The 22,696-nt window shown below is 71.1% G+C and carries 25 protein-coding genes; 16 read left to right on the top strand and 9 right to left on the bottom strand.

The features are described from left to right. Positions 1-9: 9 nt before the first annotated feature. Both LUM46_RS12170 and LUM46_RS12175 read left to right on the top strand, forming a co-directional pair. Positions 10-2,085: an ATP-dependent DNA helicase gene (locus LUM46_RS12170; RefSeq protein ID WP_274994202.1), complete on the top strand. Its 2,076-nt coding sequence runs from the start codon at positions 10-12 to the stop codon at positions 2,083-2,085. 9 nt (positions 2,086-2,094) lie between these two features. Then, a complete protein-coding gene (locus tag LUM46_RS12175) occupies positions 2,095-3,084 on the top strand; it encodes an L-lactate dehydrogenase (protein WP_274994204.1) in 990 nt (329 codons plus the stop codon). A 123-nt stretch (positions 3,085-3,207) separates the two neighbouring features. Here LUM46_RS12175 and lexA read toward each other — a convergent pair whose 3' ends face one another. Next, complete coding sequence (gene lexA, locus LUM46_RS12180) at positions 3,208-3,981, bottom strand: transcriptional repressor LexA (RefSeq protein WP_274994206.1); 774 nt, start codon at positions 3,979-3,981, stop codon at positions 3,208-3,210. 250 nt (positions 3,982-4,231) lie between these two features. Between lexA and LUM46_RS12185 the strand changes: the two genes are divergently transcribed. From LUM46_RS12185 to LUM46_RS12195, 3 genes are all read left to right on the top strand, one after another. Beyond that, on the top strand, positions 4,232-4,690 hold the full coding sequence (locus LUM46_RS12185) for a LysM peptidoglycan-binding domain-containing protein (RefSeq protein ID WP_274994207.1): 459 nt from the start codon (positions 4,232-4,234) through the stop codon (positions 4,688-4,690). 119 nt (positions 4,691-4,809) lie between these two features. Next, positions 4,810-5,280, top strand: a complete 471-nt coding sequence (gene nrdR / locus LUM46_RS12190; protein ID WP_274994208.1) for a transcriptional regulator NrdR — start codon at positions 4,810-4,812, stop codon at positions 5,278-5,280. Positions 5,281-5,427: 147 nt separating this feature from the next. Next, positions 5,428-5,655 carry a DUF5302 domain-containing protein gene (locus tag LUM46_RS12195; protein WP_274994209.1) on the top strand — a complete coding sequence of 76 codons (228 nt, stop codon included), beginning with the start codon at positions 5,428-5,430 and terminating at the stop codon, positions 5,653-5,655. Positions 5,656-5,730: 75 nt separating this feature from the next. Here LUM46_RS12195 and LUM46_RS12200 read toward each other — a convergent pair whose 3' ends face one another. Continuing rightward, positions 5,731-6,660, bottom strand: coding sequence for a cold-shock protein (locus tag LUM46_RS12200; protein WP_274994210.1), 930 nt, complete (start codon positions 6,658-6,660; stop codon positions 5,731-5,733). Positions 6,661-6,847: 187 nt separating this feature from the next. On the opposite strand from LUM46_RS12200, the gene LUM46_RS12205 reads away from it, so the two are divergent. The 4 genes from LUM46_RS12205 to LUM46_RS12220 all read left to right on the top strand — a co-directional run bounded on the left by LUM46_RS12205 (position 6,848) and on the right by LUM46_RS12220 (position 10,887). Next, entirely contained in the window at positions 6,848-7,648 is an 801-nt protein-coding gene (locus tag LUM46_RS12205; protein WP_274994211.1) for an alpha/beta fold hydrolase, read from the top strand. Then, complete coding sequence (locus LUM46_RS12210; protein ID WP_274994212.1) at positions 7,645-9,309, top strand: PP2C family protein-serine/threonine phosphatase; 1,665 nt, start codon at positions 7,645-7,647, stop codon at positions 9,307-9,309. The genes LUM46_RS12205 and LUM46_RS12210 overlap by 4 nt, the downstream gene beginning before the upstream one ends. A 99-nt stretch (positions 9,310-9,408) precedes the next feature. Continuing rightward, complete coding sequence (locus tag LUM46_RS12215) at positions 9,409-10,095, top strand: PAS and ANTAR domain-containing protein (RefSeq protein ID WP_274994214.1); 687 nt, start codon at positions 9,409-9,411, stop codon at positions 10,093-10,095. Between the two features lie 132 nt (positions 10,096-10,227). Further along, the gene (locus LUM46_RS12220; RefSeq protein WP_274994216.1) at positions 10,228-10,887 is read left to right on the top strand and encodes a GAF domain-containing protein; all 660 of its coding nucleotides are present in this window, start codon (positions 10,228-10,230) and stop codon (positions 10,885-10,887) included. A gap of 16 nt (positions 10,888-10,903) precedes the next feature. On the opposite strand, the gene LUM46_RS12225 is transcribed toward LUM46_RS12220, so the two are convergent. Continuing rightward, a complete protein-coding gene (locus LUM46_RS12225) occupies positions 10,904-11,929 on the bottom strand; it encodes a fatty acid desaturase family protein (RefSeq protein WP_274994217.1) in 1,026 nt (341 codons plus the stop codon). A gap of 153 nt (positions 11,930-12,082) precedes the next feature. Between LUM46_RS12225 and LUM46_RS12230 the strand changes: the two genes are divergently transcribed. Together LUM46_RS12230 and LUM46_RS12235 are read left to right on the top strand one after the other, a co-directional pair. After that, positions 12,083-12,442, top strand: coding sequence for a hypothetical protein (locus tag LUM46_RS12230; protein WP_274994218.1), 360 nt, complete (start codon positions 12,083-12,085; stop codon positions 12,440-12,442). Then, the gene (locus tag LUM46_RS12235; protein ID WP_274994219.1) at positions 12,427-12,582 is read left to right on the top strand and encodes a hypothetical protein; all 156 of its coding nucleotides are present in this window, start codon (positions 12,427-12,429) and stop codon (positions 12,580-12,582) included. The genes LUM46_RS12230 and LUM46_RS12235 overlap by 16 nt, the downstream gene beginning before the upstream one ends. Positions 12,583-12,687: 105 nt before the next feature. Here the strand turns inward: LUM46_RS12235 and LUM46_RS12240 are convergent, their stop codons facing one another. The 4 genes from LUM46_RS12240 to LUM46_RS12255 form a co-directional block, all read right to left on the bottom strand. After that, the gene (locus LUM46_RS12240) at positions 12,688-13,572 is read right to left on the bottom strand and encodes a PhzF family phenazine biosynthesis protein (RefSeq protein WP_274994221.1); all 885 of its coding nucleotides are present in this window, start codon (positions 13,570-13,572) and stop codon (positions 12,688-12,690) included. Between the two features lie 151 nt (positions 13,573-13,723). Continuing rightward, positions 13,724-14,470 carry an ABC transporter permease gene (locus LUM46_RS12245; protein WP_274994223.1) on the bottom strand — a complete coding sequence of 249 codons (747 nt, stop codon included), beginning with the start codon at positions 14,468-14,470 and terminating at the stop codon, positions 13,724-13,726. Between the two features lie 4 nt (positions 14,471-14,474). Beyond that, complete coding sequence (locus tag LUM46_RS12250) at positions 14,475-15,227, bottom strand: ABC-2 family transporter permease (RefSeq protein WP_274994225.1); 753 nt, start codon at positions 15,225-15,227, stop codon at positions 14,475-14,477. Beyond that, positions 15,224-16,123, bottom strand: coding sequence for an ABC transporter ATP-binding protein (locus LUM46_RS12255; protein WP_274994226.1), 900 nt, complete (start codon positions 16,121-16,123; stop codon positions 15,224-15,226). Before LUM46_RS12255 ends, LUM46_RS12250 begins: the two co-directional genes overlap by 4 nt. Before the next feature lie 134 nt (positions 16,124-16,257). Here LUM46_RS12255 and LUM46_RS12260 point away from each other — a divergent pair, with 134 nt between their 5' ends. Next, entirely contained in the window at positions 16,258-17,457 is a 1,200-nt protein-coding gene (locus tag LUM46_RS12260; RefSeq protein ID WP_274994228.1) for a sensor histidine kinase, read from the top strand. Next, positions 17,454-18,152, top strand: a complete 699-nt coding sequence (locus LUM46_RS12265) for a response regulator (protein WP_274994229.1) — start codon at positions 17,454-17,456, stop codon at positions 18,150-18,152. Before LUM46_RS12260 ends, LUM46_RS12265 begins: the two co-directional genes overlap by 4 nt. Before the next feature lie 19 nt (positions 18,153-18,171). Here LUM46_RS12265 and LUM46_RS12270 read toward each other — a convergent pair whose 3' ends face one another. Continuing rightward, positions 18,172-18,579 carry a VOC family protein gene (locus tag LUM46_RS12270; RefSeq protein ID WP_274994230.1) on the bottom strand — a complete coding sequence of 136 codons (408 nt, stop codon included), beginning with the start codon at positions 18,577-18,579 and terminating at the stop codon, positions 18,172-18,174. A 72-nt stretch (positions 18,580-18,651) separates the two neighbouring features. On the opposite strand from LUM46_RS12270, the gene LUM46_RS12275 reads away from it, so the two are divergent. The 3 genes from LUM46_RS12275 to LUM46_RS12285 all read left to right on the top strand — a co-directional run bounded on the left by LUM46_RS12275 (position 18,652) and on the right by LUM46_RS12285 (position 21,339). Beyond that, a complete protein-coding gene (locus LUM46_RS12275; protein ID WP_274994231.1) occupies positions 18,652-19,230 on the top strand; it encodes a TetR/AcrR family transcriptional regulator in 579 nt (192 codons plus the stop codon). Positions 19,231-19,384: 154 nt separating this feature from the next. Further along, positions 19,385-20,836: a GntP family permease gene (locus LUM46_RS12280; RefSeq protein WP_274994233.1), complete on the top strand. Its 1,452-nt coding sequence runs from the start codon at positions 19,385-19,387 to the stop codon at positions 20,834-20,836. Then, positions 20,833-21,339: a gluconokinase gene (locus LUM46_RS12285; RefSeq protein ID WP_274994234.1), complete on the top strand. Its 507-nt coding sequence runs from the start codon at positions 20,833-20,835 to the stop codon at positions 21,337-21,339. Before LUM46_RS12280 ends, LUM46_RS12285 begins: the two co-directional genes overlap by 4 nt. Before the next feature lie 24 nt (positions 21,340-21,363). Here the strand turns inward: LUM46_RS12285 and LUM46_RS12290 are convergent, their stop codons facing one another. Beyond that, positions 21,364-22,659 carry a cytochrome P450 gene (locus LUM46_RS12290; protein WP_274994235.1) on the bottom strand — a complete coding sequence of 432 codons (1,296 nt, stop codon included), beginning with the start codon at positions 22,657-22,659 and terminating at the stop codon, positions 21,364-21,366. Between the last annotated feature and the right edge of the window lie 37 nt (positions 22,660-22,696).

Below are 22,696 nucleotides of genomic sequence, written 5' to 3' on the forward strand. Positions count from 1 at the left end.
ATCGAACGTGTGACCAGCCTTCCCGACGCCCCTACCGCAACCACTACCGCCGAACGGATTCCCGAGGTCGAGGAGCTCCTCGACCTCGCCGTCGGTGAGCTGGGCGGAGGGCGCCGGGACGGTCAGCACCGCATGGCGGTGGCGGTCGGCGAGGCCATCGAGAAGGGCGAGCACCTGCTCGTCCAGGCGGGCACCGGCACCGGCAAGTCGCTCGGCTACCTGGTGCCCGCCGTCCGGCACGCGGTGGCCGCCGGCAGCAAGGTCATCATCTCGACCGCCACCCTGGCCCTGCAGCGCCAGGTCATCACCCGCGACCTCCCGCTCGTGGCGAAGGCGGTGACGCCCCAGCTCCCGCGCGAGCCGCGGATCGCGCTCCTCAAGGGCTGGCACAACTACCTCTGCGTCCACAAGGTCGGCGGCGGATACCCCGCCGACGAGCCCACCCTGTTCGACCTGCCCGGCGGCGAGGACCACCCGCGCACCGAGGAGCCCGCGGCCGCCGGAGGCGCTCGGGGCCGGCGCAAGGACGATGCGGCGACGCTCGCCGACCACGTCCGCCGGCTGCACGAGTGGGCGGGGGAGACGGAGTCGGGCGACCGGGACGACCTCGTGCCGGGTGTGCCCGACCGGGCGTGGCGCCAGGTCTCGGTCACCGCGATGGAGTGCCTGGGCGGCAAGTGCCCCATGCTCGCCGAGTGCTTCCCGGACAAGGCGCGCGCCACCTCCCGGGAGGCGGACGTGGTGGTGACCAACCACGCGATGTTGGGCATCGCGGCCACCGGCAGCCCGGGCATCCTCCCGGAGCACGACGTCGTGGTGGTGGACGAGGCGCACGAGCTCACGGACCGGGTCACGTCGTCGGCCACCGTGGACCTGTCCATGGCCTCGGTGGAGAGCGCCGCACGCCTGGCCCGGCGGCACGCCGGAACGAACACCGACGCTCTCGACCAGGCGGCGCAAGCCCTCGGGACCCTGCTGGTCACGGCACCGGCCGAACGGTTCCCCGAGGGTCTGCCGGACGAGCTGCGCGCAGCGGTCGGCGCGGTGCGCGACGCCGCCCGCGAGGTACTGAGCATGCTGAAGCCGGAGGCGGGCGGCGGCAAGGGGCAGCCCGCCGGACAGCCGGAACCAGGGCTGAAGATGGCGCAGGGCGCCATGCTGCAGCTGTTCGAGACGGCCGAGCGCATGGCGTTCAAGGACACGACCGCCGACGTGCTGTGGTGCTCGCGCCCGGACAACGGCTGGGGCGGGTTCGGTGACAGCGTGACGCGTCTGCACGCGGCGCCGCTGCACGTGGCCGGGCTGATCCGGACCCACCTGCTGGGCGAGGCGACCGGCGTGTTCACGTCGGCGACGCTCGCGCTGGGCGGCACGTTCGAGCCGGTGGCGGCGACGCTCGGGCTCAAGGGCGAGGACGCCCCGCCGTGGCAGGGCCTCGACGCGGGCAGCCCGTTCGACTACCCGCGCCAGGGCATCCTGTACGTCGCGCGGCACCTGCCGGCCCCCGGCCGCGAGCCGACGACGGAGGCGCAGCTCGACGAGATCGCCGAGCTCATCACCTCCGCCGGCGGACGCACGCTCGGCCTGTTCTCGTCCCGGCGCGCGGCCAACGCGGCGGCGGAGGCCATGCGCGAGCGACTGGACGTCCCGATCCTGGCACAGGGCGACGACCAGCTGCCCACGCTGGTGCGGCAGTTCGCCGAGGACCCGGCCACCTGCCTGTTCGGCACCTTGTCCCTGTGGCAGGGCGTCGACGTCCCGGGGCCGTCGTGCCAGCTCGTGCTCATCGACCGCATCCCGTTCCCGCGCCCGGACGACCCGGTCAAGGCGGCGCGTGCTCGCGCGGTCGAGCAGGCGGGCGGCAACGGGTTCATGGCGGTCTCCGCGCAGCACGCGGCGCTGCTGCTCGCGCAGGGTGCCGGGCGCCTCGTGCGGAGCATGGACGACCGGGGAGTGGTGGCCGTCCTGGACCCGCGGCTCGCGACCGCCCGCTACGCGTCGTTCCTGACCCGTTCGATGCCGGGGTTCTGGCCCACCACGGACTCCGCGCTGGTCCGCGCCGCGCTGGCGAGGCTCGACACATAGCCTGGAGGCATGGCAGCCCTTTCGGACGTCCCGGCCACACAGCCCTCCGGTTCCCGCACCACCAAGCTCGCCGTGGTGGGTGCGGGGGCCGTCGGGTCCACGCTGGCGTTCGCCGCCCTCGCGCGCGGATCGGCACGGACCATCGCCCTGCACGACATCAACCGGTCGAAGGTCGAGGCCGAGGTGCTCGACCTCCAGCACGGCCTGATGTTCACCTCCCAGGCGCAGGTCATCGGCTCGGACGACGTCGCCGTCTGTGCTGATGCCGACGTCGTCGTCGTGACCGCGGGGGCGAAGCAGAAGCCCGGGCAGACCCGTCTCGACCTCGCCGAGGGGACCATCGGGCTGATGCGCGAGATCCTGCCCGGCCTGGTCGACGTCGCGCCCGACGCGATCTACGTGATGGTCACCAACCCGGTCGACGTCGTGACCTACGCGGCGCTCCAGATCTCCGGACTGCCGCGCGAGCAGATGTTCGGCAGCGGCACGGTCCTGGACTCGTCCCGGTTGCGCGTGGTGCTCGCCGAGCGGTGCGGTGTGGCGGTCGGGAACGTGCACGCCTACATCGCCGGCGAGCACGGCGACTCGGAGATCGCCCTGTGGAGCTCCGCGTCGATCGGCGGTGTCCCGCTCCTCGACTGGGAGCCGCTGGGCGACAACCCGCCGCTCGACGCCGCGATGCGCGCGGAGGTGCACCACGAGGTGGTCGAGTCCGCGTATCGGATCATCGCAGGAAAGGGCGCGACCAACTATGCGGTCGGCCTGGCCGGGACCCGCATCATCGAGGCGGTGCTCAAGGACGAGCGCCGGATCATGCCGGTGTCCTCGCTGCTGGACGACTACTACGGCATCAGCGACGTGTGCCTGTCCGTGCCGTCGCTCGTGGACCGGCGTGGCGTGACGGACAACGTGCGGGTGCCGATGTCCGACGAGGAGCTGGCCGGCCTGCGCGCGTCCGCGGACGGCGTGCGTGCGGTGCAGAAGCGTTTCGGCTTCTAGCGCACTGCGGGCTCTGGGAGGAGTGGGGAGCAAGAAGGTCCCGACATGCTCGACCGGCGGTGGCCGAGGGCCATCCGCCGGTCGAGCATGTCGAGACCTGTCTGTCGCTGCTGGTCCAGAGCCTTACAGGCTGCGCAGTACCGCGACCACACGGCCCAGGATCTGGGCCTCGTCGCCCGGGATCGGCTCGTAGGCCGGGTTCTGCGGCAGCAGCAGCACGTGGCCGTCGGCCTGCTTGAACGTCTTGACCGTGGCCTCGCCGTCGATCATGGCGGCGACGATCTCGCCCTGCTCGGCGACGTTCTGGCGCCGCACGACCACCCAGTCCCCGTCGCAGATCGCGGCGTCGACCATCGAGTCACCGGCGACCTTGAGGAGGAACAGCTCGCCGTCGCCCACCAGCTGGCGGGGGAGCGGGAACACGTCCTCGACGACCTGCTCGGCAAGGATGGGGCCACCGGCCGCGATGCGGCCGACGAGCGGGACGTACGACGGCGGCGGAGTGCTGGCGTCGTCCGGCACCGAACCACCCCAGTGGACCTGGCCGCTGCGTCGCGGCTCGGGCCAGTGGATCTCCCCGCGGGTCGGCTTGTCGACCTGGTCGGCCAGTGGCTCCACGAGTTCCATGGCACGCGGCCGGTTGGGGTCGCGGCGCAGGAAGCCCTTCTTCTCGAGCATCTGGAGCTGGTGCTTGACGCTCGACGGGCTGGCCAGCCCGACGGCCTCACCGATCTCACGCATCGACGGCGGGTAGCCCCGCGTCTCGAACGACTGCCGAATCGTGTCCAGCACGAGGCGCTGCCGTTCGGTGAGGCGGTCTGTCGGCGAGATCGTGTGCACGTCAGCGACCGCCTTGTCGCCTGCCGTGCCCAACGTGGCGATGCCAGGGACTGTCATGTCGACAGCTAGTGCCGTGTCGACGGCTCTCGTGTCGCTGGTCCCGTCCCGTCCCGTCATGCCCGTGCCCCTCCCGTTCCGACAAATGTTCTCCCGTGCGTGACCCACTCTAGATCACAAACCCGCTCGGCTCAAACGAATGTTCGAGCGTGTCTCGACATCGACGGTGTCCCGTGCTACACAATGGTACGGGCGTTCGACGAACGCTTGTATGAACGACAAGAGCTCAGTCACTCTTCGAGGAGGGGCCATGGGGGACGTGATCCCGCTGCGGCAGTACACCCCGACGTACGGGCAGGCGTACGGGCAGGCGTATGCGCCGTCGTACGGCAGGGCGTACGCGCCGGCGGCCCGACCGGCCGCGAGCCCGGCGTGCGCCCCGGCGGAGGCGCGGACGCTGGCCGGCCGGCTCGGCCTGTCCGGCCTGCGGCTCACGAGGCGGGGCCGCGTGGTCCTGGTCCTGCTGGCCATGTTTCTTCTGGCACCGATGGTCACGTGGGGCGCGACGGCGGTCGCCAGCTCTCCGGGTGAACCCACGGAGGTCCGGGTGCACGCGGTGCAGCCGGGGGAGACGCTCTGGGGCTTCGCCCAGGAGATCGCGAAGCCCGGTGAGGACGTGCGGCACGCGGTCGGCAGGCTGCAGGACCTGAACGAGATGTCGACCGGTACGCTCCGGGTCGGGGAGCTGTTGCTCCTTCCCAAGGAGTGATGAGAGGCCGCGATTCGTCGTCAAATGGTGCGGCGATGTTGCATGGGGGTGGTTTGCCCGCTTACCGTCGGGGCGCGACCGGAGGCCTCCGGTCGGTGGTCGACCACGCAGGAGTGAGCATGCACTGCCCGTTCTGTCGCCACGCCGACTCGCGCGTGGTGGACTCGCGGACCGCCGACGACGGCCTGTCGATCCGGCGCCGGCGGCAGTGCCCGAACTGCAACCGACGGTTCACCACCGTGGAGACCGCGAGCCTGTCCGTGGTCAAGCGCTCCGGCGCCACCGAGCCCTTCAGCCGCGACAAGGTCGCCGCGGGTGTGCGCAAGGCGTGCCAGGGCCGTCCGGTGAGCGACGACGACCTCGCGATCCTGGCCCAGCGGGTCGAGGAGACCCTGCGCAGCAACGGCAGTGCGGAGATCGACGCCTACGAGGTGGGTCTCGCCATCCTGGGCCCGCTGCGGGAGCTCGACGAGGTGGCCTACCTCCGGTTCGCGAGCGTCTATCAGTCGTTCGACTCGCTCGAGGACTTCGAGAGCGCCATCACGTCGCTGCGCGCGGAGCGCGCCGAGCGGGCTGCCGCCCAGGGATAGCGGTTCGCGCGGGCGCTCGGCGCGCTCCGGTGGCGCCCACAACTCGGCCGTGCGCAAAAATGTTGGCACCCGACAGTGCCGTGGTGCAGGCTGGGGCCGACGACGGACCCGATCGAGGGACCCCCGAAACAAGAGGAGGTGATCGGTGTGACGGACGAGAAGCCCAATGCCGAGGCGGCCGAGACCCAGGGCACGGAAGAGCCCACGGTTGCGACGGCGCCGAGCACGGACGCGAAGGCGAAGTTCAGGGAAGCGCTGGACCGCAAGAACGCGGCTCGGCGCCGGACATCCGCCGGCGATGTGAACACCGGTGCGGTGCACGGCTCGGAGACGACCGGCCCCGTGCAGAAGATGTTCCGCCGCAAGTCCGGCTGAGACGGTTCGACCGAGGCCGTCGACCGGGTATCTGACCTGGTCGGCGGCCTTTGTCGTCTCGCGGGACACCACGGCTCACACCAGTTCGACACTGTCGGCCTGCGGCCCCCGGTCACTCTGACGCACCTTGAACCGGACCCGGTCACCCTCCTCCAGGACCTCGTTGCCCCGCACGACCGAGACGTGCACGAACAGGTCCGCGCCCCCGGCATCGGGGGTGATGAAGCCGAAACCGCGCTCCGCGTCGTAGCGCGCGACGGTGCCCTCACCTCCACGCACGGGCCCGCCCGATGCCGCAGGACGGCCCGACCGACCGCGGTCCGTGGCCGCGCGCGGACTCCCGGAGCCACGCACGAGCTGCACGTTGCGGGCGTTCGGCCCCTTGTCGCCGTCGACGACGTCATACGTCACGCGGGCACCTTCGGAGAGCTCGGTCACACCCGGGCCGAGCGCACTGACGTGGACGAAGACGTCCTCGCCACCTGCGTCGGGAGCGACGAACCCGAAGCCCTTGGTGTCGTCGTACCAGGACACCGTGCCGTCTGCGCCGTCGGACGCCGACCGTGCAGCCGCCGCGCCGAGCGGTAGCAGATGTTCCGCCTGCGGCCCCTTCTCCCCGTCGACGACCAGGAACGCCACCCGCTGCCCCTCCGAGACCACGCCGCCCCCGACGATGGCCGAGCTGTGCACGAAGATCTCGTCGCGACCGTCGTCGGGCGTGACGAAGCCGTATCCCTTGGCCGGCTCGTACCAGGTGACGGTGCCGAGCACACCCACGGGCGCGTCGGCGGCCCGGTCGCCCGTGACACGGACGCGGCGCGCCTGTGGACCACGCTCACCCTCGCCTACCTCGAACTCGACGGCCTGCCCCTCGCGGAGCAGCTTCGGTCCGTCGTCACCGACGATCTCGGACGCATGCACGAACAGGTCCTCGGCCTCGTTCCCGAGGTCGATGAAGCCGAACCCTCGGTCGGCGTCGAACCATCGGACAGTTCCCTGGGGCACCTAGAACTCCTCATCTCGTCAGACCTTGCTGTCGTCCAGTGTCCCTGACAGAACCCGGACGGGCGGTCCAGCCGCTTCCGGCGTAGTTCCTGCTCGCCCGGTCGAGGGCTGTGACGGAGCCACCCGGTACCCTGGGCCGGTGGATGCCTCAGCACCGGGGACTGCAATACGAGCGGAACGTGGCCCGATGACCGCCACCGCCCGCCACAACGTGCAGATCTCGGGTGCGCCGGAGGGCGCCCCGGCCATGGTGCTCGCGCACGGCTTCGGCTGCGACCAGTCGATGTGGTGGCTCGTGGCCCCGGAGTTCGAAGCGGACTACCGCGTCGTCCGGTTCGACCACATCGGTGCCGGCGGGTCGGATCTCGCTGCGTACGATACCGACCGGCACGCGTCCCTCGAGGGCTACGCGGAGGACGTGGTCGAGCTGCTGGAGGAGCTGGCGCTCGGCCCGGTCGTGTTCGTGGGCCACTCGGTGAGCGCCACGATCGCGCTGCTCGCCGCCGCGCGGCGGCCGGAGCTCTTCGACCGCCTCGTGCTGGTCGGCCCCAGTCCGCGCTACATCGATGACGAGGGCTACCGCGGCGGGTTCACGGCCGAGGAGATCGACGAGCTCCTCGAGACGATGGACGCCAACTATCTCGGCTGGTCCGAGTTCATCGCGCCGGTGATCATGGGCAACCCGGACCGGCCGCAGCTGGGCGAGGAGCTGACCAACTCCTTCTGCCGCACCGACCCGGCCATCGCCAAGCGGTTCGCCCGTACGACGTTTCTTTCCGACAACCGCGCCGATCTCGCCGTCGTCCGCACGCCGAGCCTCGTGGTCCAGTGCCGCGAGGACGTCATCGCCCCCGTCGAGGTGGGTCGGTACGTCCACGAGCACCTCGACGACAGCGAGCTCGCCCTGATCGACGCCGTCGGCCACTGTCCCAACCTCAGCGCACCCCAGGCTCTGATCACCGCGATGCGCGAGTACCTCTCGCCGTGACGCCGCTGGGTCGTGCCCGCTCGTGGGCCTCCGCTCCCGTCGCCCTGCTCCGCCTCGACGGCGCGGGGGCGATCCTTGACGCCAACGACACGTTCCGCGGCTGGCTCGACGACGGCACCGCACGTGACCTGCTGGGCACGCGGCTGAGCTCGCTGCTGTCCGTGGGCGGCCGGATCTACTGGGAGACGCACCTCGCCCCGCTGCTGCGCCTGCAGGGCCGGGTCGAGGAGATCGCGGTCGAGCTCCGCGCAGGTGACACCCCGCGCCCGCTCCTGCTCTCCGCGGAGCTGCACGGCGACGCCGGGGAGAACGACGGCGCCACGCTCATCGACGTCGCCCTGTTCGACGCCCGGGAGCGGTCACGGTTCGAGCGTGAGCTGGTCGCGTCCCGCGCCGAGGCGGAGCGGTCCGCGGCGAGGGTCCGCACGCTCCTGGTCACGACCACAGCCCTTGCCCGGGCCGCAGGAGTCGATGGTGTCTGCGAGGCGCTCGTGCACGCGGCGGTCCGCGAGTTTCGTGCGGAGGCTGCCGTGGTCTGGCTCGTCGACGACGAGGGGACGCCGACCCTGCGTGCGCGGTCGGGGGACGCCGCTTCGATCGAGGAGCCGTCCACGTCGCTCCTGGCGGCGCTCAGGTTCACCGCAGGTGCTGGCGGCTCGCCCGCTGTCGCGGATGCCGTGGCGGATGCCGACGCGGACATCGTGGAGCTGCTCGACGGCCACGTCGCGGTGCCACTGCCCGGAGCGGACACCCTCCACGGTGTTCTGGTCCTCGTGCCGCGGCTGCGGGCGGGTGACGACACGCTGGACCGCGGCGCACTCGCCGCCACCGGACAGCAGGGCGGCGTCGCGCTCGATCGCGCGGTGCTGCACGAGCGGAGCATCTCGGTGGCGCGCCAGCTACAGCGAGCGATGCTCACCGACGAGCTGCCGCAGCCGGAGCGTGCCCGTATCACGACGGACTACCGGCCCGCGGAACGCTCGCTGGAGATCGGCGGCGACTGGTACGACGCGTTCTGGGTGGACGACGTGACTCTTGCCCTGGCGGTGGGCGACGTCGTCGGGCACGGCCTGCAGTCCGCGACCGCGATGGGGCAGCTGCGGACGGTCGTGCGCAGCGGTGCGGAGAGCGGCGTCGGCCCGTTCGGGGTGCTGGGGCACGTCGACCGCTTCGTCCGTCGGCGCGGAGTCGGCTTCGGGTCGACGCTCGTGTACGCCGAGCTGGACGTCATGACCGGGCGGCTCGTCTTCGCCTGCGCCGGGCACCTTCCGCCCCTCGTGACGCGGTCCGGCGGCGAGGCAGAGTTCCTGTGGCACGGGCGCTGGGCACCCCTGGGTGTGGCCACCTCGACCGTGGCTCAGGCGGTGCTCCCACGGACGACCCCGCAGACGACCCCGCAGACGACCGAGACCGAGCCGGGCGAGCTCGAGCTCCGTCGCGGTGACGTGCTGTGGCTCTACACCGACGGGATGGTGGAGCGGCGTGACCGCAGCCTGCGGCAAGGCTTGGAGGTGTTCGCCCGGGCAGCCGCCGGCAGTTCGGGAAGCGTCGACGAGGGCCTGGTCTCGTCCCTGCTGAGCGGCGATCTCAACGAACATGACGACGCATGCGTGCTGCGGCTCGAATGGGACGCACCGGTCCACGCGGAGCGATTTCCCTAGCCTGCGAAGTATCTTCAACGCGATATTCTAGCCGCTGTCGTTGGTGTTCTCCCCAACGGGCCACGTGGCCGCATCATCTGGCATCAGCAGAGGACCTTCATGAACCCCACACCCGAGACCGGCCGACCGCAGACGGACGGCGAGATCGAGAAGGCACTGGGAGCCGGCGCCAGGCCACCGGTCGGCGGCTACCGGCTCGACCTCGCGACGGGGCAGTGGACGTGGTCCGACGAGGTGTACGTGATGCACGGCTTCGAACCGGGCGAGGTCGTGCCGACCACGCCCCTGATGCTGTCGCACAAGCACCCGGACGACCGGGGGAGGGTCGACGGCGTGCTGCGGCGGGCGGCGGAGACCGGGCAGCCGTTCAGCTCCGTGCATCGCATCGTCGATGCGGCAGGCAACACCCGTACCCTGGCCGTGACCGGCCAGGGGCGACGCGACCCCGGCTCCGGCCAGGTGACCGAGCTCGTCGGATACTTCATCGACGTCACCAAGTCACAACGTGAAGCGGCAGCACGTGAGGCGTCGGCGTCGATCCAGGCGTCCTCGGAGCGCCGGTCGGTCATCGAGCAGGCCAAGGGCGTGCTCATGGTCATTCACGGCGTCGACGAGGAAGCGGCGTTCGACCAGCTGCGGGAGGCGTCCAACCAGTCGAACATCGCCGTCCGGGACATCGCCTGCTCCCTGGTGCAGCTGTTCTCGGGGCCGGAGGTCACCGAGTTCCCCACGCGTGATGCCGTGGACGAGTTTCTCGCCGACCCGATCCGTCCCGACGACCTCTGACACCCTCGGCCCGAAGCACGCCACCGAGCCGCCCACCGTGTCCTCGTGTCGTGGGGCCGTGACGAAGCGGGCAATGCGACTGGGAAGTCCTGGTGCAAGGGTGGGAACAAGGCACGGGGGGAGGTGTCAGTGATGGACCCACCGCAACTTCTGAACCTGCTCGCTCGATCTCTCGCCCACGACACTTCCCGCCCATGGGCGATGCGGCTCTGCGAGGCCTGCGTCGACGTCTTGAAGGCACAGGGCGGAGCTTTCACCGTCTCGATCGGTCCGGACGAGCGCGTAGCCGTCAGCACGCCAGGGGCGTTCGAGGAGCTCGAGCCGCTCCAGGAGGTTCTCGGCGAAGGTCCGGTACATCAGGCGATGGCCGAGGACCGGCTCGTCGTCACCCACCTCGGCGCCGTGGTCGACGAGTACCCGGTCTTCTCCCAGATCGTCGCACCGGCCCAGGGCGGGGCGACGCTGTACGCGGCGCCGATGCGGGCGGGCGGTCGCGTCGTCGGGGTGTTCAGCCTCTACGTGACGACTGATCCGCAGGCTCGTGGCAGCCAGGACCTGCAGCTCCTCGCCGACATCGTCGGCGCGTCCTTGCTCGGGAACGCGGAGCGGCTCGACTGGTCGGGGCGGGCATGGCTCCACCGAGCGGCCGGAATGGTCATCGCCCAGCTCGGGATACGCCCGGACGATGCCCTCGCGGTGATCCGCGCGAAAGCCTTCTCACGATCGATGAGTCTGCGATCAGTCGTGGTCGATGTGCTCGAACGACGTCTGACGTTCTCTCGCGATGAATAGCAACGGCGCCCCTGCTTCAGCCGCGGTACCGGCGCACGAGCGGGCAGGTGTAGGGGTCGCGGTTCTTCAGCCCGACCTGGTTCAGGTAGGCGATGATCGTGCGGAACGCTCCGCCGAGCGAGGTCTCGGTGTAGGGGATGTCGTTCTCGGCGCAGTACCGACGCACGATCTGTCGCAGGGCGGGCAGGTTCGGACGGGGTGCCCTGGGGAACAGGTGGTGCTCGACCTGGTACTCGAGGCCGCCCATGAAGAAGTGCACGAGCGGTCCGCCGCGGACGTTGCGCGACATGTAGATCTGGCGGCGTAGGAAGTCGATGTCGGCGTCGTGCGGGACGGTGGGCATGCCGATGTGGTTCGGCGAGAACGCGCCGCCCAGCAGGAACCCGAACACGGCGACCTGCACGACGACGAAGGCGACCGCCATCCCGGGCGGGAGGACGATGAACAGCAACGCGAGGTAGCCGAGCACCCGGATCCCGACGAAGAGGATCTCGGTCCACCGGTGCGTGACGCCCTTGCCCGCGAAGATGGCCCGGAACGAGCTGACGTGCAGGGAGAACCCCTCGAAGAGCAGCAGCGGCAGGAAGTAGTAGCCCTGGCACCGGGCGAGCCGCGCGGCCAGGCCGGTGCGCTCGTCGGTGACGGTCGGCGTGAAGGACACGACCCCGGCCTTGACATCGGGATCCGCTCCGTCCTTGTTCGGGTTCGCGTGATGGCGGCCGTGCTTGTCCACCCACCAGCCGTAGCTGAGTCCGGTGAACAGTCCGGACAGCACACGGGCCGTCCATTCGTTCCAGCCCTGTGAAGCGAAGATCTGCCGGTGGGCCGCTTCGTGCCCGAGGAACGCCAGCTGCGCCATCGCCAGGCCGAGCAGGGCTGCCAGCAGCAGCTGGAACCAGGTGTCACCCAGCATGGACACGCCGACCAGGATCGCTACCGTGAACAGCGTCCAGAACAGCATCACGGTCCAGTAGAACCCGTATCGGCGGCGCATCAGGCCGGCCTCGCCGGCCTCGGCGGTCAGTTCTCGAAATGCTTCCACGCACCGGTTGCCAGGCGTGGTCGTCCTCTGGGGCGTCGTCGGCGTTCGAGCGGAGCGAGCGGGCATGGATCTCGTCCTTCGTGTCGGCAGCGGCGTGGCGTGAGGGCGGCTGTTCACCGTGCGAGGCTAAATAGAGGCTCATGTACTCGCAACGTGATGTCCCTGGTCTCGTGCCTGCCGAGCTTCTTTCGCGGGCGGCGGGCCGGACGTAGCCCTCGCGGGGCGCCGCCACTGAGCGAGCACCGCGACGGCACCGATGGCCACGGGGATCAGGAGCAGGACTCCGCAGAACAAGAGCACCACACCGAGGAAGAGGGACGCCACGACGGCGTTCCAGCGCTGCCGTCCGCGCAGCAGCCGGACACCGGTGAGAGTGCCCGTGAGGGTGACCGTTGCGAGCAGCGCGGACGTGGCGCGGACCAGCTCGTCAAGCGTGACGACACCGCCGACGACGGGGACGGCGACCAGGAAGCAGCAGGCGGCGAGGAACGCGCTTCGTGTGCGCTGTCGTGATCGCCGGCCACCGGGCCGCCCTGGACGGCTGGCAGTCGGCGCCCGGCGCTGCGACGACAGCGAACCGCGCCGAGCTGTGCGCGCTGATCCGGGCATCACTCGCTGCCGCTCCGGCCGCGCTGGAGATCACGCTTCCATGACGACGGGGTCAGGCCCCTCCAGCCTCGTTCATCCCCCGGAGGGCTCGCCATCCCGCTGATGGTCGGCGCCGGGCCGGCGCGCACCGTCCCGGCGCCGAGGCGGTGTCAGAGGTGAAGCACCCCCTCGGCGGCCAGGATCCCCGTGCCGGTGATCGTGACGAGCGGTCCGTCGACGCTCAGGAGGATCCGGCTGGGGCGGCCGAGCCGGCGCCCCTGCTCGATGACGATCCGTCCGTGGTCGGGGACGAGCCCGTCGCGGACCAGGACGGCAGCGAGCGGGCCGGCGGCGGTGCCCGTCGCAGGGTCCTCGGCGATCCCGACCGTCGGGTTGAAGAACCGAGCAGAGGCACTGACCCCCGCGGCAGGGTCGAGGGCGACCGTGTAGAGGTAGCAGCCCTCGGCGCCGGCCTCGGCCAGCAGCTTCCGCAGCCCGGCGGTGTCCGGTTGTGCGGCGTCCACCGCCTCGATGCTTCCCACGGGCACGAGCAGGTGCTCCGCCCCGGTGGAGGCCACCTCGGCCACACGGTCACCGGCGAGGTCCTCGGCGCGGAGACCGAGAACCGCGGCCAGCGCCTCCCGGTCTTCCACACGGCCCAGGAACCGTGGAGCTGACTGCTCCATCGACACCTGGGCACCGGTCGAGGACCGCCCGGACACCCGGACCTTCAGCAGGTCGTCCCCGATCTGCTGCACGAAGGTGTCCCGGTCCGGGTCCAGGCGACCGGACTGCGCCAGCCAGATCCACGCGCCCATCGCGTTGTGCCCGGCGCCGAAGACCTCGACGCCCGCCGGGGTGAACGAACGCAGGCGCTGGTCGGCACCAGGACGCTCCGGACGGACGACGAAGGTGGTCTCGGACTGGTTGAACTCCCGTGCGATCGCCTGCATCGTCTCGTCCGGGAGCGCGTCCGCATCAGGAACGAGGGCGAGCGGGTTTCCCGCCAGGGCGGTGGTCGCGAAGACATCCACCCAGAAGAACTGCACGTCCATGTTCTCGGCTCCTTGACTGTCGGTCGACGACGAATGCCCCGGTCCAGGAGCCGCCGCCTCCGAGGAAGTGTGCCGTGTTTTCCCGCGCCCACGGTGCGAAGGTGCGCGCGGGGCTCCCCGTGACCCCCCTGGACCGTGGGAAGAACCCGCCCTAGCGGAGCTTCACCCGGCGGATCGCCGCGACGCCGAGAGCCACGCAGACGGCGGCGAGGCCGAGCGCGGTGAGCAGGATCGGGAGGACGCCATCGGGGGTGAGGCTGCCGGAGCCGGCGAGTGCGGTGGAACCGAGGTTGAGCGCGCGCGTGTTGATCGCCTGCGGCAGCACGTGGCTCAGTGGTCGGAGGCCGACGGACGTGACGGAGGCGACGCCGAGCACGCACCCGGCGAGGCACACGGCGACCGGTGCGGCGAAGGACTTCAGCAGCATCGACAGGAGGGACTGCACGACGACGAGCGGGAGTGCCGCGATGATCGCGATCGCTCCGACGACCACGAGCTGCCAGGGGACTCCGCCGTCGAGCCGGAGGACGAAGGCACCGGAGACCAGCGTTCCCACGACGAGCACCGCCTGCATGAACGCGACCGACACGGCGGTCGCGGCGACCTTGGCCAGGATGAGCGCGGCGGGCCGCCTCGAGGTCGTGAGCAGCAGGTTCCAGTTCGTGCCCCGGTGCTCTGCTCGCCAGGTCGTCGCGGCGAGCAGGCCGATGCCGAGCGAGAAGAACAGCAGCCCGTAGAACAGGACGACCTGCGAGTTGAAGGCGACCCAGCCGCCGGTCAGCTGGTCGGCGTTGTTGGCGTAGTTGATGGTGCCGGTGGTGACCGCCAGCAGCGGCAGCGCCAGGGCGATCGGCCAGACGGCGGATCGCCGGAGCTTGATGAGTTCGGCGCGGAGCACGGTTCTACCTCTCGATCCGGTCCAGGCGGCGCGTGACGAAGGCATACACGGCGCCGACAAGTATCAGGAAGCCTGCGATCCAGGCATAGGACGGGGACTGATAGGCGACGACGTCGCCGTCCTGCGCGGCGTGCGCGATGACCGCGTAGTAGCCCCACGGGATCAGCCGTGAGACGGCGCTCGGTAGCAGCAGGGTGAAGGCCGCCAGGAACGCGCCGAGCATCCCGATCCCGACGCCGACGAGCTGGTTCTCCACCGTGGCGGCGAGCCAGACGTGCAGGGCCAGGAAGGCGACGTCGAGCAGGAACAGCAGCGTCGTGTAGCCGATCCAGGGGCCGGGGTCGAGCGGCACGCGGATGCCGGCCGCCGTCCCCGCACCGATGACCAGCAGGCTCTGCAGGGCGACCGCGGGCAGCAGCACGAGGCTGAGGGCCACCACCTTGGCGCGGCACAGGACACCTGGCGTGTACCCGGCCGTGGCCGCGAGCGTCCAGCCGGCGCCCGCGTGCTCGATGTCGGTCTGACGGCTGGCGAGCACCGCCGTGAGGAGGGGCGAGGTCATCGCGGCCATCATCGTGTAGGTCAGCAGGAGCGCCGCCCACGGTGCGGCGGTGGGGTCGTCGAAGGTCTCCCGGGTCCCGCCCGAGAACTGCGACGCGCTGCTGAGCGCGGCGACCGCGAGCACGAGGAGGACCACGATCGGTCCCGTGCGCAGGCGCCGCATCTTCCGGAGCTCCAGGACGACGGCGCGGGTCACAGCAGGCCTCCACGCCCGGTGAGGTCCATGAACACGTCCTCGAGGCTCTGCCGCACCCGGCGAACCTCGTGGATCGGTACTCCGGCGACCGCGAGACGACGGACCACCTCGGCGGTCTGCTCCTTGGTGATGCCGCTGAGGCGGAGGCCCTCCAGGACCGGTGTCGCGGTGATGCCCAGCGCGAGCGCGGCCCCCGGGTCGGGCGTCTCGATGATCAGGTCCGGGGTGGAGTGCTCGAAGAGCTCGCCACGTGTGCCCTGGAAGATCAGCTTCCCGCCGGAGAGGATGCCGAGGACGTCGGCCATCCGGTCGATCTCGTCCAGAAGGTGGCTGGAGACCATCACCGTGATGCCCTCGCTCGCCAGCTCGACCAGGAGCGTCCGGATCTCCTCGATGCCGGCGGGGTCGAGCCCGTTCGTCGGCTCGTCCAGCACCAGCAGGGCAGGCTCACGGGCCAGCGCCATGGCCACGCCGAGGCGCTGCTTCATCCCCAGGGAGTAGTTGCGGACCAGCTTGTCCCGGTGTGCGGTCAGGCGGACCGTGGCCAGGGCGTGGTCGATCTGGGTGTCCGCGAGGTCGAGCATGTGCTGGACGATGCGCATGTTCTCCAGCCCGGTGAGGTGGCCGTAGCCGGGCGGCGCCTCGATCATCGAGCCGATCGACCGCAGCAGGTCGGTGCGCGACGCAGGCGTGAGCGGCCGGTCGAACAGCGTGATCCCGCCGCTGGTCGGCCGGGTCAGACCGAGCAGCATCTTCATGGTCGTCGACTTGCCCGAGCCGTTCGGCCCGAGGAAGCCGTAGACGACACCCTGGGGGACGTACAGGTCGAGGGAGTCGACGGCGGTCTGGTTCCGGAAGGTCTTGGTCAGGCCATGAGTGGTGATGACGGCGCTCATCGGCGCCTCGTTCCGCGGTTCATGCCCACCACGATCCCGAGCGGCCGGCGGCCTCGGATCATGCCTGGGTATCGACGACATCTCATCCCACGGCATGAGGACTCGCCGGGACGGCCGACCTACGCTTGCCGGGTATGGACCTCCGACCAGCCGCACCTGCCGTCGGCAGGTGGCTGACCGACGACGCCCGGCGCCTCCTGGCCGACGTCGCCCTCGCCGCGGCCGTGGTGCTGATCGGGCAGCTCGGTCAGCCGGCCGTCTCGTCGGCGTCGGACCGGGCCTGGTACGGGGTGGTCGTCGCCGGCTGCAGCATCGCCATGCTCGCCCGGAGCCGCATGCCGCACGTCTGCCTGACCGCCCTGGCGGGGTTCCTGCTGCTCCACCTGGTCCTGACCGAAGAGCTGAGCGTGTTCGCCGCCGCGGTCTGCCTGGTCGCCGCCTACATCTCCCAGACGCAGCTGGAACCGCCGGGGCGCTGGGTCTACCTCGCCCTCACCTATACCGGCGCGATGGTCGCGATCCTGACTCCCGACCCGATGCTGGGCGAGTCCCGGCAGGGTCGCTGGGCCGTCGCCGCGTTCGCCTGCGCGATGATCACGGTGGCGGCGCTCGCGGGCACGCTTCGCCGTCGCAGCCGCGCACGCGTCGAGCTGGCGCTCGACCGGGTGGCGATCCTCCAGGCGCAGCAGCACACCGAACGGCGTCTGGCGGCCTCGGAGGAACGGACTCGCATCGCCCGGGAGGTGCACGACATCCTCGGGCACTCGCTCGGTGCGATAGCGGTGCAGGCCGAAGGCGCCCGGTACGTGCTCACCACCGATGCGGCGGCGGCCGACCGCGCGCTCGCCGACATCGGACGCCTCAGCCGCGGCGCGGTCGGGGAGGTCCAGGAGCTCGTCGACGTGCTCCGGGCGGACGACGAGCCGGCGGCCCTCCGTCCGACCCCGACGCTGCGCGACCTTCCCGAGCTCGTCGGGACGTTCCAGCACCCCGGAGGGAGTGTCCGGCTGCTGCTGGACGGCGAGACCGGGGACGTCCCGGCGCACGTGGGGGTCGCCGCGTACCGGATAGTGCAGGAGGCGTTGACCAACGTGCTCAAGCACGCCGGTCGGGTGCCGGTCATGATCCGGGTGCGCGTCGCGGAACGTCGCACCGACCTGCTGGTGCTCAACGGCAGACCGACGCGACCGCGTGGCACGGCGACCGTCCTGGGGCACGGCCTCACCGGGATGAAGGAGCGCGTGCGTGCGCTCGGCGGCACGTTCGACGCCGGACCCGACACCGCGACCGGCGGATGGCGGGTCGCCGCGACCCTGCCCTGGGAGCGCCCATGATCACCGTCGGTCTCGCCGACGACGACCCGCTGTTCACGGCAGGCCTGTCGATGATCCTCGACGCACAGCCCGGCATCCGGGTCGGCTGGCAGGCCGGTGATGGTGCCGAGGCCCTGCGGCGGCATGACCTCGACCCCGTCGACGTGCTGCTCCTCGACATCCAGATGCCGGGCACGGACGGGCTCACGGCGACGAAGCGGCTGGTCACGAGCCAGGCGCCCGGCAAGGTCGTGATCGTCACGACGTTCGACACGGACGACTACGTCCTGACCGCGATCGAGGCCGGAGCGGCCGGGTTCCTCCTGAAGAACACGCCGCCCGACGAGCTGGTCGCCGCCGTGCGCACGGTCCACCGGGGCGACGCGGTCATCTCGCCCGGGCCTACCCGGAGGCTCGTCCAGCGGGTCCGGGCGAGGCCCGCTCCCGCCGCCCCGGCCCAGGTTCTCTCCGCGGCCGAACGGCGGGCCGTCGACACGTTGACCGAGCGGGAGCGTCAGGTCCTGACCCTGATCACGCAGGGACTGACCAACCAGGAGATCTGCGACCGGCTGTGGCTGTCCATGCCGACCGTGAAGACTCACGTCGGCAACCTCATCGCGAAGACGCACGCCCGGGACCGGGTGCAGCTCGTGCTGTTCGCGCTGCGCACGGGGCTGGTCGGCATCGGCGACGCGCTCCAGCACGCCGTCCGATGACCTGCGCCGGTCCTGCGGCTCACACCTCGGCGTAGGCCTCCGCGTACTCGGCCGTGGGCGGGATCGGCTGTATGACGTCGAGCAGGACGCCGTCGGGCCCGGCCACGATGAAGTGGCGCTGGCCGAAACCCTCGTCGCGCAGCGGCAGGAGCGGCTCCAGCCCGGTACCGGCGGTCAGCCGGGCATGGACGTCGTCGACGTCGTCGACCTCGAGGTTGACGATCACTCCCTGCGGCAGGGCGCGGTGGCCTGCCGGGATCGTGGCGTGGTCGTGTGCGACCAGCGCGAGCTCGAACGCGCCGAGCCGCAGGCTGACGTACCAGTCGGAGTCGTAGGTCGTCTCGAAACCGAGCCCCTCGCGGTAGAAGGCGGCTGCGGCGGCGACATCCCGCGACATGAGGACCGGGTAGAGGCTGGTGACGGCCATGGTGAGCTCCTTTAAGTACAGTGCGTATGTAAGAACCAGATTACATACGCTCCGTACGTAAAGGAAGTGCCCGTGCCTCGCGCCTCAGCGGCTGACGCCGCCCGGACCGCCTGGGACATCCTTGTCTCGGCCACCGACCTGTTCGCCGCACGCGGCTTCGCCGCGGTCTCCCTCGACGACGTCGCCGGCGCGGCCGGGGTCACCCGCGGCGCGGTCTACCACCACTACCGGAGCAAGGCAGGGCTCTTCCGCTCCGTCGCGGCGAAGCTCCAGTCGGATGTCGCCACGGCTGTCGTCGTCGCTGCCGAGGGCGCCGGGACCGACCCGCGGGAGCAGCTGCGGGCGGGCTGCCATGCGTTCCTGGACGCCATCACCGCGGCCCCCGCGGTGCGGGTCCTGCTCATCGATGCCCCAGCCGTGTTCGGCTGGGAGCAGTGGCGCCGGCTCGACGCGGAGCACTCGGTGGTGCACCTGCGCGAGGCGCTGGCCGGCGTCGGCGTCCCGGACGACCTGCTCGACGCGACGACCGCCCAGCTTTCGGGTGCCATGAACGAGGCGGCGCTCTGGATCGCCCAGCAGCCGCGCGGACCGGAGGCGCGGGACGCCGCGCACCGCGTCCTCGACCGGGTGCTGGCGGCCGCGATCGCGTAGCTCGTGGTGCGGCCGGTGAGGGAACCGCGCACCGTGTGGAGTCCCTTCGACCACCTGGCAAAACGCTCGTCGACGGCCCTCCCCGCTCGACGCCGTCCGCCCTGCTAGTGTCGTTGCGATCTTGTGAGGCAGCACCGACCGCGAGGAGACGGTAATGACCGAGATAGAACCGGTCTACGGGGCGGGCACCCTGCTCCTGATAGCGGCGGCCGCGGTCGCCCTGCTCCTGTTCCTGATCATTCGGCTCAAGCTCCACGCGTTCGTCGCACTCGTGCTCGTCAGCCTCCTCACGGCGGTCGCCGCCGGGATCCCGATCGCGGACATCCCCGACGCACTGCTGACCGGGTTCAGCGGGACGTTGGGGTCGGTGGCCCTGCTCGTGGGCTTCGGCGTCATGCTCGGCCGGCTGCTGGAGATCACCGGCGGCGCGCAGGTCCTCGCCGACACGCTCATCGCCCGGTTCGGGGAGAAGCACGCGCCGCTCGCGCTCGGCGTCGCCGCCCTGATCTTCGGCTTCCCCATCTTCTTCGACGCCGGCCTCGTGGTGTTCCTGCCGATCATCTTCACCGTCGCGCGCCGCTTCGGGGGCGGCATCCTCCGCTACGGGCTGCCGACGGCCGGGGCGTTCGCCGTCATGCACGCGGTGGTCCCGCCGCACCCCGGACCGGTTGCCGCCGCCAACCTGATGGAGGGGAACATCGGGCTCACGCTCGTCGTGGGCCTTCCGGTCGCGGTCATTGCATGGTTCCTCGGCGTCCACCTCGTCGCCCGCTACCTGAGCGCGCGCTACGTCATCGACGTCCCGACCGCGGTGTTCGGCCGCATGAACGGCGGCCGTGACCAGGGTGGCGCCGACGGCGGCACGGAGGACGGAGGCACCGGAGCGGGCGGCGTGTCGACGACCACCGCTACCCAGGCACCTCCGCGGTTCGGCACCGTCCTGCTCCTCCTGCTCCTGCCCCTGCTGCTGATCTCGCTCAACACGGTGATCAGCACCCTGATCACGGCGGAGGTCATCGCTGAGGACCAGGTCTGGGCCAACACCCTGATCTTGATCGGCCAGACCCCGATCGCCCTGCTGATCACCGTGCTCGTGGCGCTCGCCGTGCTGTCCCGTGGCCGGTTCACGATGGGCCAGGCCACCGGCATCCTCGACGACGCGCTCGGGCCGATCTGCTCGATCATCCTCATCACCGGGGCCGGCGGCATGTTCGGCGGGGTGCTGCGCGCCAGCGGCATCGGCTCGGCGCTCACCGACGCGCTGTCCGGCCTGGGCATGCCGATCCTCCTGCAGGCCTTCGTCATCGCGACGGTGCTGCGCGTCGCGCAAGGCTCGGCGACCGTCGCCCTGACCACGACGGCCGGGCTGATCTCGGCACAGGTGGCGGCGGAAGGCCTGAGCGACATCAAGATCTCGCTCCTGGTCTTCGCGGTCGCCGCGGGTGCCACGGTCCTGTCGCACGTCAACGACTCCGGGTTCTGGCTCGTGAGCCGGTTCTTCGGCATGGACGTCAAGACCACGCTCAAGACGTGGACGGTGCTGGAGACCACCCTCGGCCTCGCCGTCTTCCTGATCGCCGCGCTGCTCTGGCTCGTGACCGGATGAGCGCGCCGCGCCACATCGTCGTCATGGGCGTCACCGCGACCGGCAAGACGACGGTCGGCCGGGCGCTCGCGGCGGAGCTCGGCGGTGTGTTCGTCGAGGGCGACACGTTCCACCCGCCGGCCAACATCGAGAAGATGTCGGCGGGGATCCCGCTCGACGACGACGACCGGCGGCCCTGGCTGCGCTTGCTCGCGGCCGAGATCGCCCGGCTCGACGGCGCCGGCGAGATCTCCGTGACCGCTTGCTCGGCACTGCGCCGGGTGTACCGGGACTGGCTCCGGGAGGGGCATCCCGGCCTGTTCTTCGTCCACCTCGACTCGACGTCCGAGGTGCTGCTCGAACGGATGGAGCGCCGGACCCACTTCATGCCGCCGTCGCTGCTGCAGTCACAGCTCGACACGCTGGAACCGCTGGAGGCGGACGAGGCGGGTGTCGTCATCGACGACACGCCGCCGGCCGACGTCGTGATCGCCACCAGCCTCGCCGCCGTCCGGGCGGCGTGACGGCAGGCCCAGCCGCGACAGGGCCTACTGCATGAGCTCCTGCGCGCCGGGCGGCCAGGCGCCGGGCGTGGGCTGCTGGAGCGGGGACGGGAACGTCACCGGCAGCCGGGCGGGGAAGCGCATCCACGGGCTGGTCGCCCACTCGACCTTGTCGGGGTCGCCGTCGAGGGTGACCTGCAGGCGCTGCAGCAGCTCGGCGACCGCGATGCGAGCGATGACCCGCCCGAGGCGCGGGGCGGGGCACCGGTGCGGACCCGCGCCGAACGACAGGTAGGCGCGGTTGCCCACGGTGTCCCACGGATCGTCCGACTGGATCAGCGGGTCGTGGTTGGCCGCGTGCACCCCGACGATCACCGCCGCCCCGCGCTCGATCAGCTTGTTGCCGATGGTCACCTCGCGGGTGGCGAACCGGGGCATGAGGTTGGGGTTCGTCGTCGAGCGCCAGAGCACCTCGTCGAGCGCGTCGTCGATGTGCAGCCGGCCCCCGGAGACCCGGTGGGAGAACCGCGGGTCGCTCAGGACCAGGGCGAGCGTCTGTGCGATCCAGGCCAGGAGCGCCTCGTTGGCCGCCAGCGTGATGGCGGTGAGGGTCTGTGCCCGTTCGAGGTCGCTCTCGAAGTTGCCGTGCACGGCGAGGATCCCCGCGATGTCCCGGGTGCCCAGCGCCCTGCTGTGGGCGATGTGCTCGGTGACGATCCCCAGCAGCTCCACGGTTCGCTCGCGCGCCGCGGCACCGGACTCGAAGATGGCCCGGGTGATCTCCTGCAGCCGCTGCGCCTGTCCCGGTTCCAGCCCGTCCAGCTCGGACAGGACCAGGAACGGGACGACCGCCGCGTACTCGGCGACCAGGTCGGCGCGGCCCCGGTCCTCGAACCGGTCGATGAGCATGCCGCACAGCCGGCGGGTGATCGCGCCCGCACGGGCCTCGTCGACCTGCGACAGCGCGTCGTCGACGGGTGGCCGCATCCGAGCGTGCTTGGCCCCGTCGGCGTCGGCGAGAGTGGGCTTCGGGGCGCGGGGGAGCACGAGGTGGAGTGCCGACTGCGGGCCCAGCAGGTTCTCGGCGTGCCCGTGCCAGATCGAGGGGTCCTTGATGAAGGTGCGGTCGTCCCGCAGCACCCCGACCGCCTCGTTGTGGCCGAGCACGAGCCACGCCGGCACGCCGGGCTCGAGGTCCACCGGCGCGACCGGACCCCACTCGCGTCGTAGCCGCTCGTAGACCTCGTTCACGTCGGCGGCCGCGGTGGTCTCCAGGAGGAGCGTGCGGTCGGTGACGTCGCGTAGCCGCACCGGCGGGTCCGACGGCGGTCGTGCGGTCACGATTCCCCTCTCGTCGACAGCCTGGCCCGGCGATGTG

It is taken from the genome of Promicromonospora iranensis, from assembly GCF_028994805.1.
Taxonomy (GTDB): Bacteria; Actinomycetota; Actinomycetes; order Actinomycetales; family Cellulomonadaceae; genus Promicromonospora; species Promicromonospora iranensis.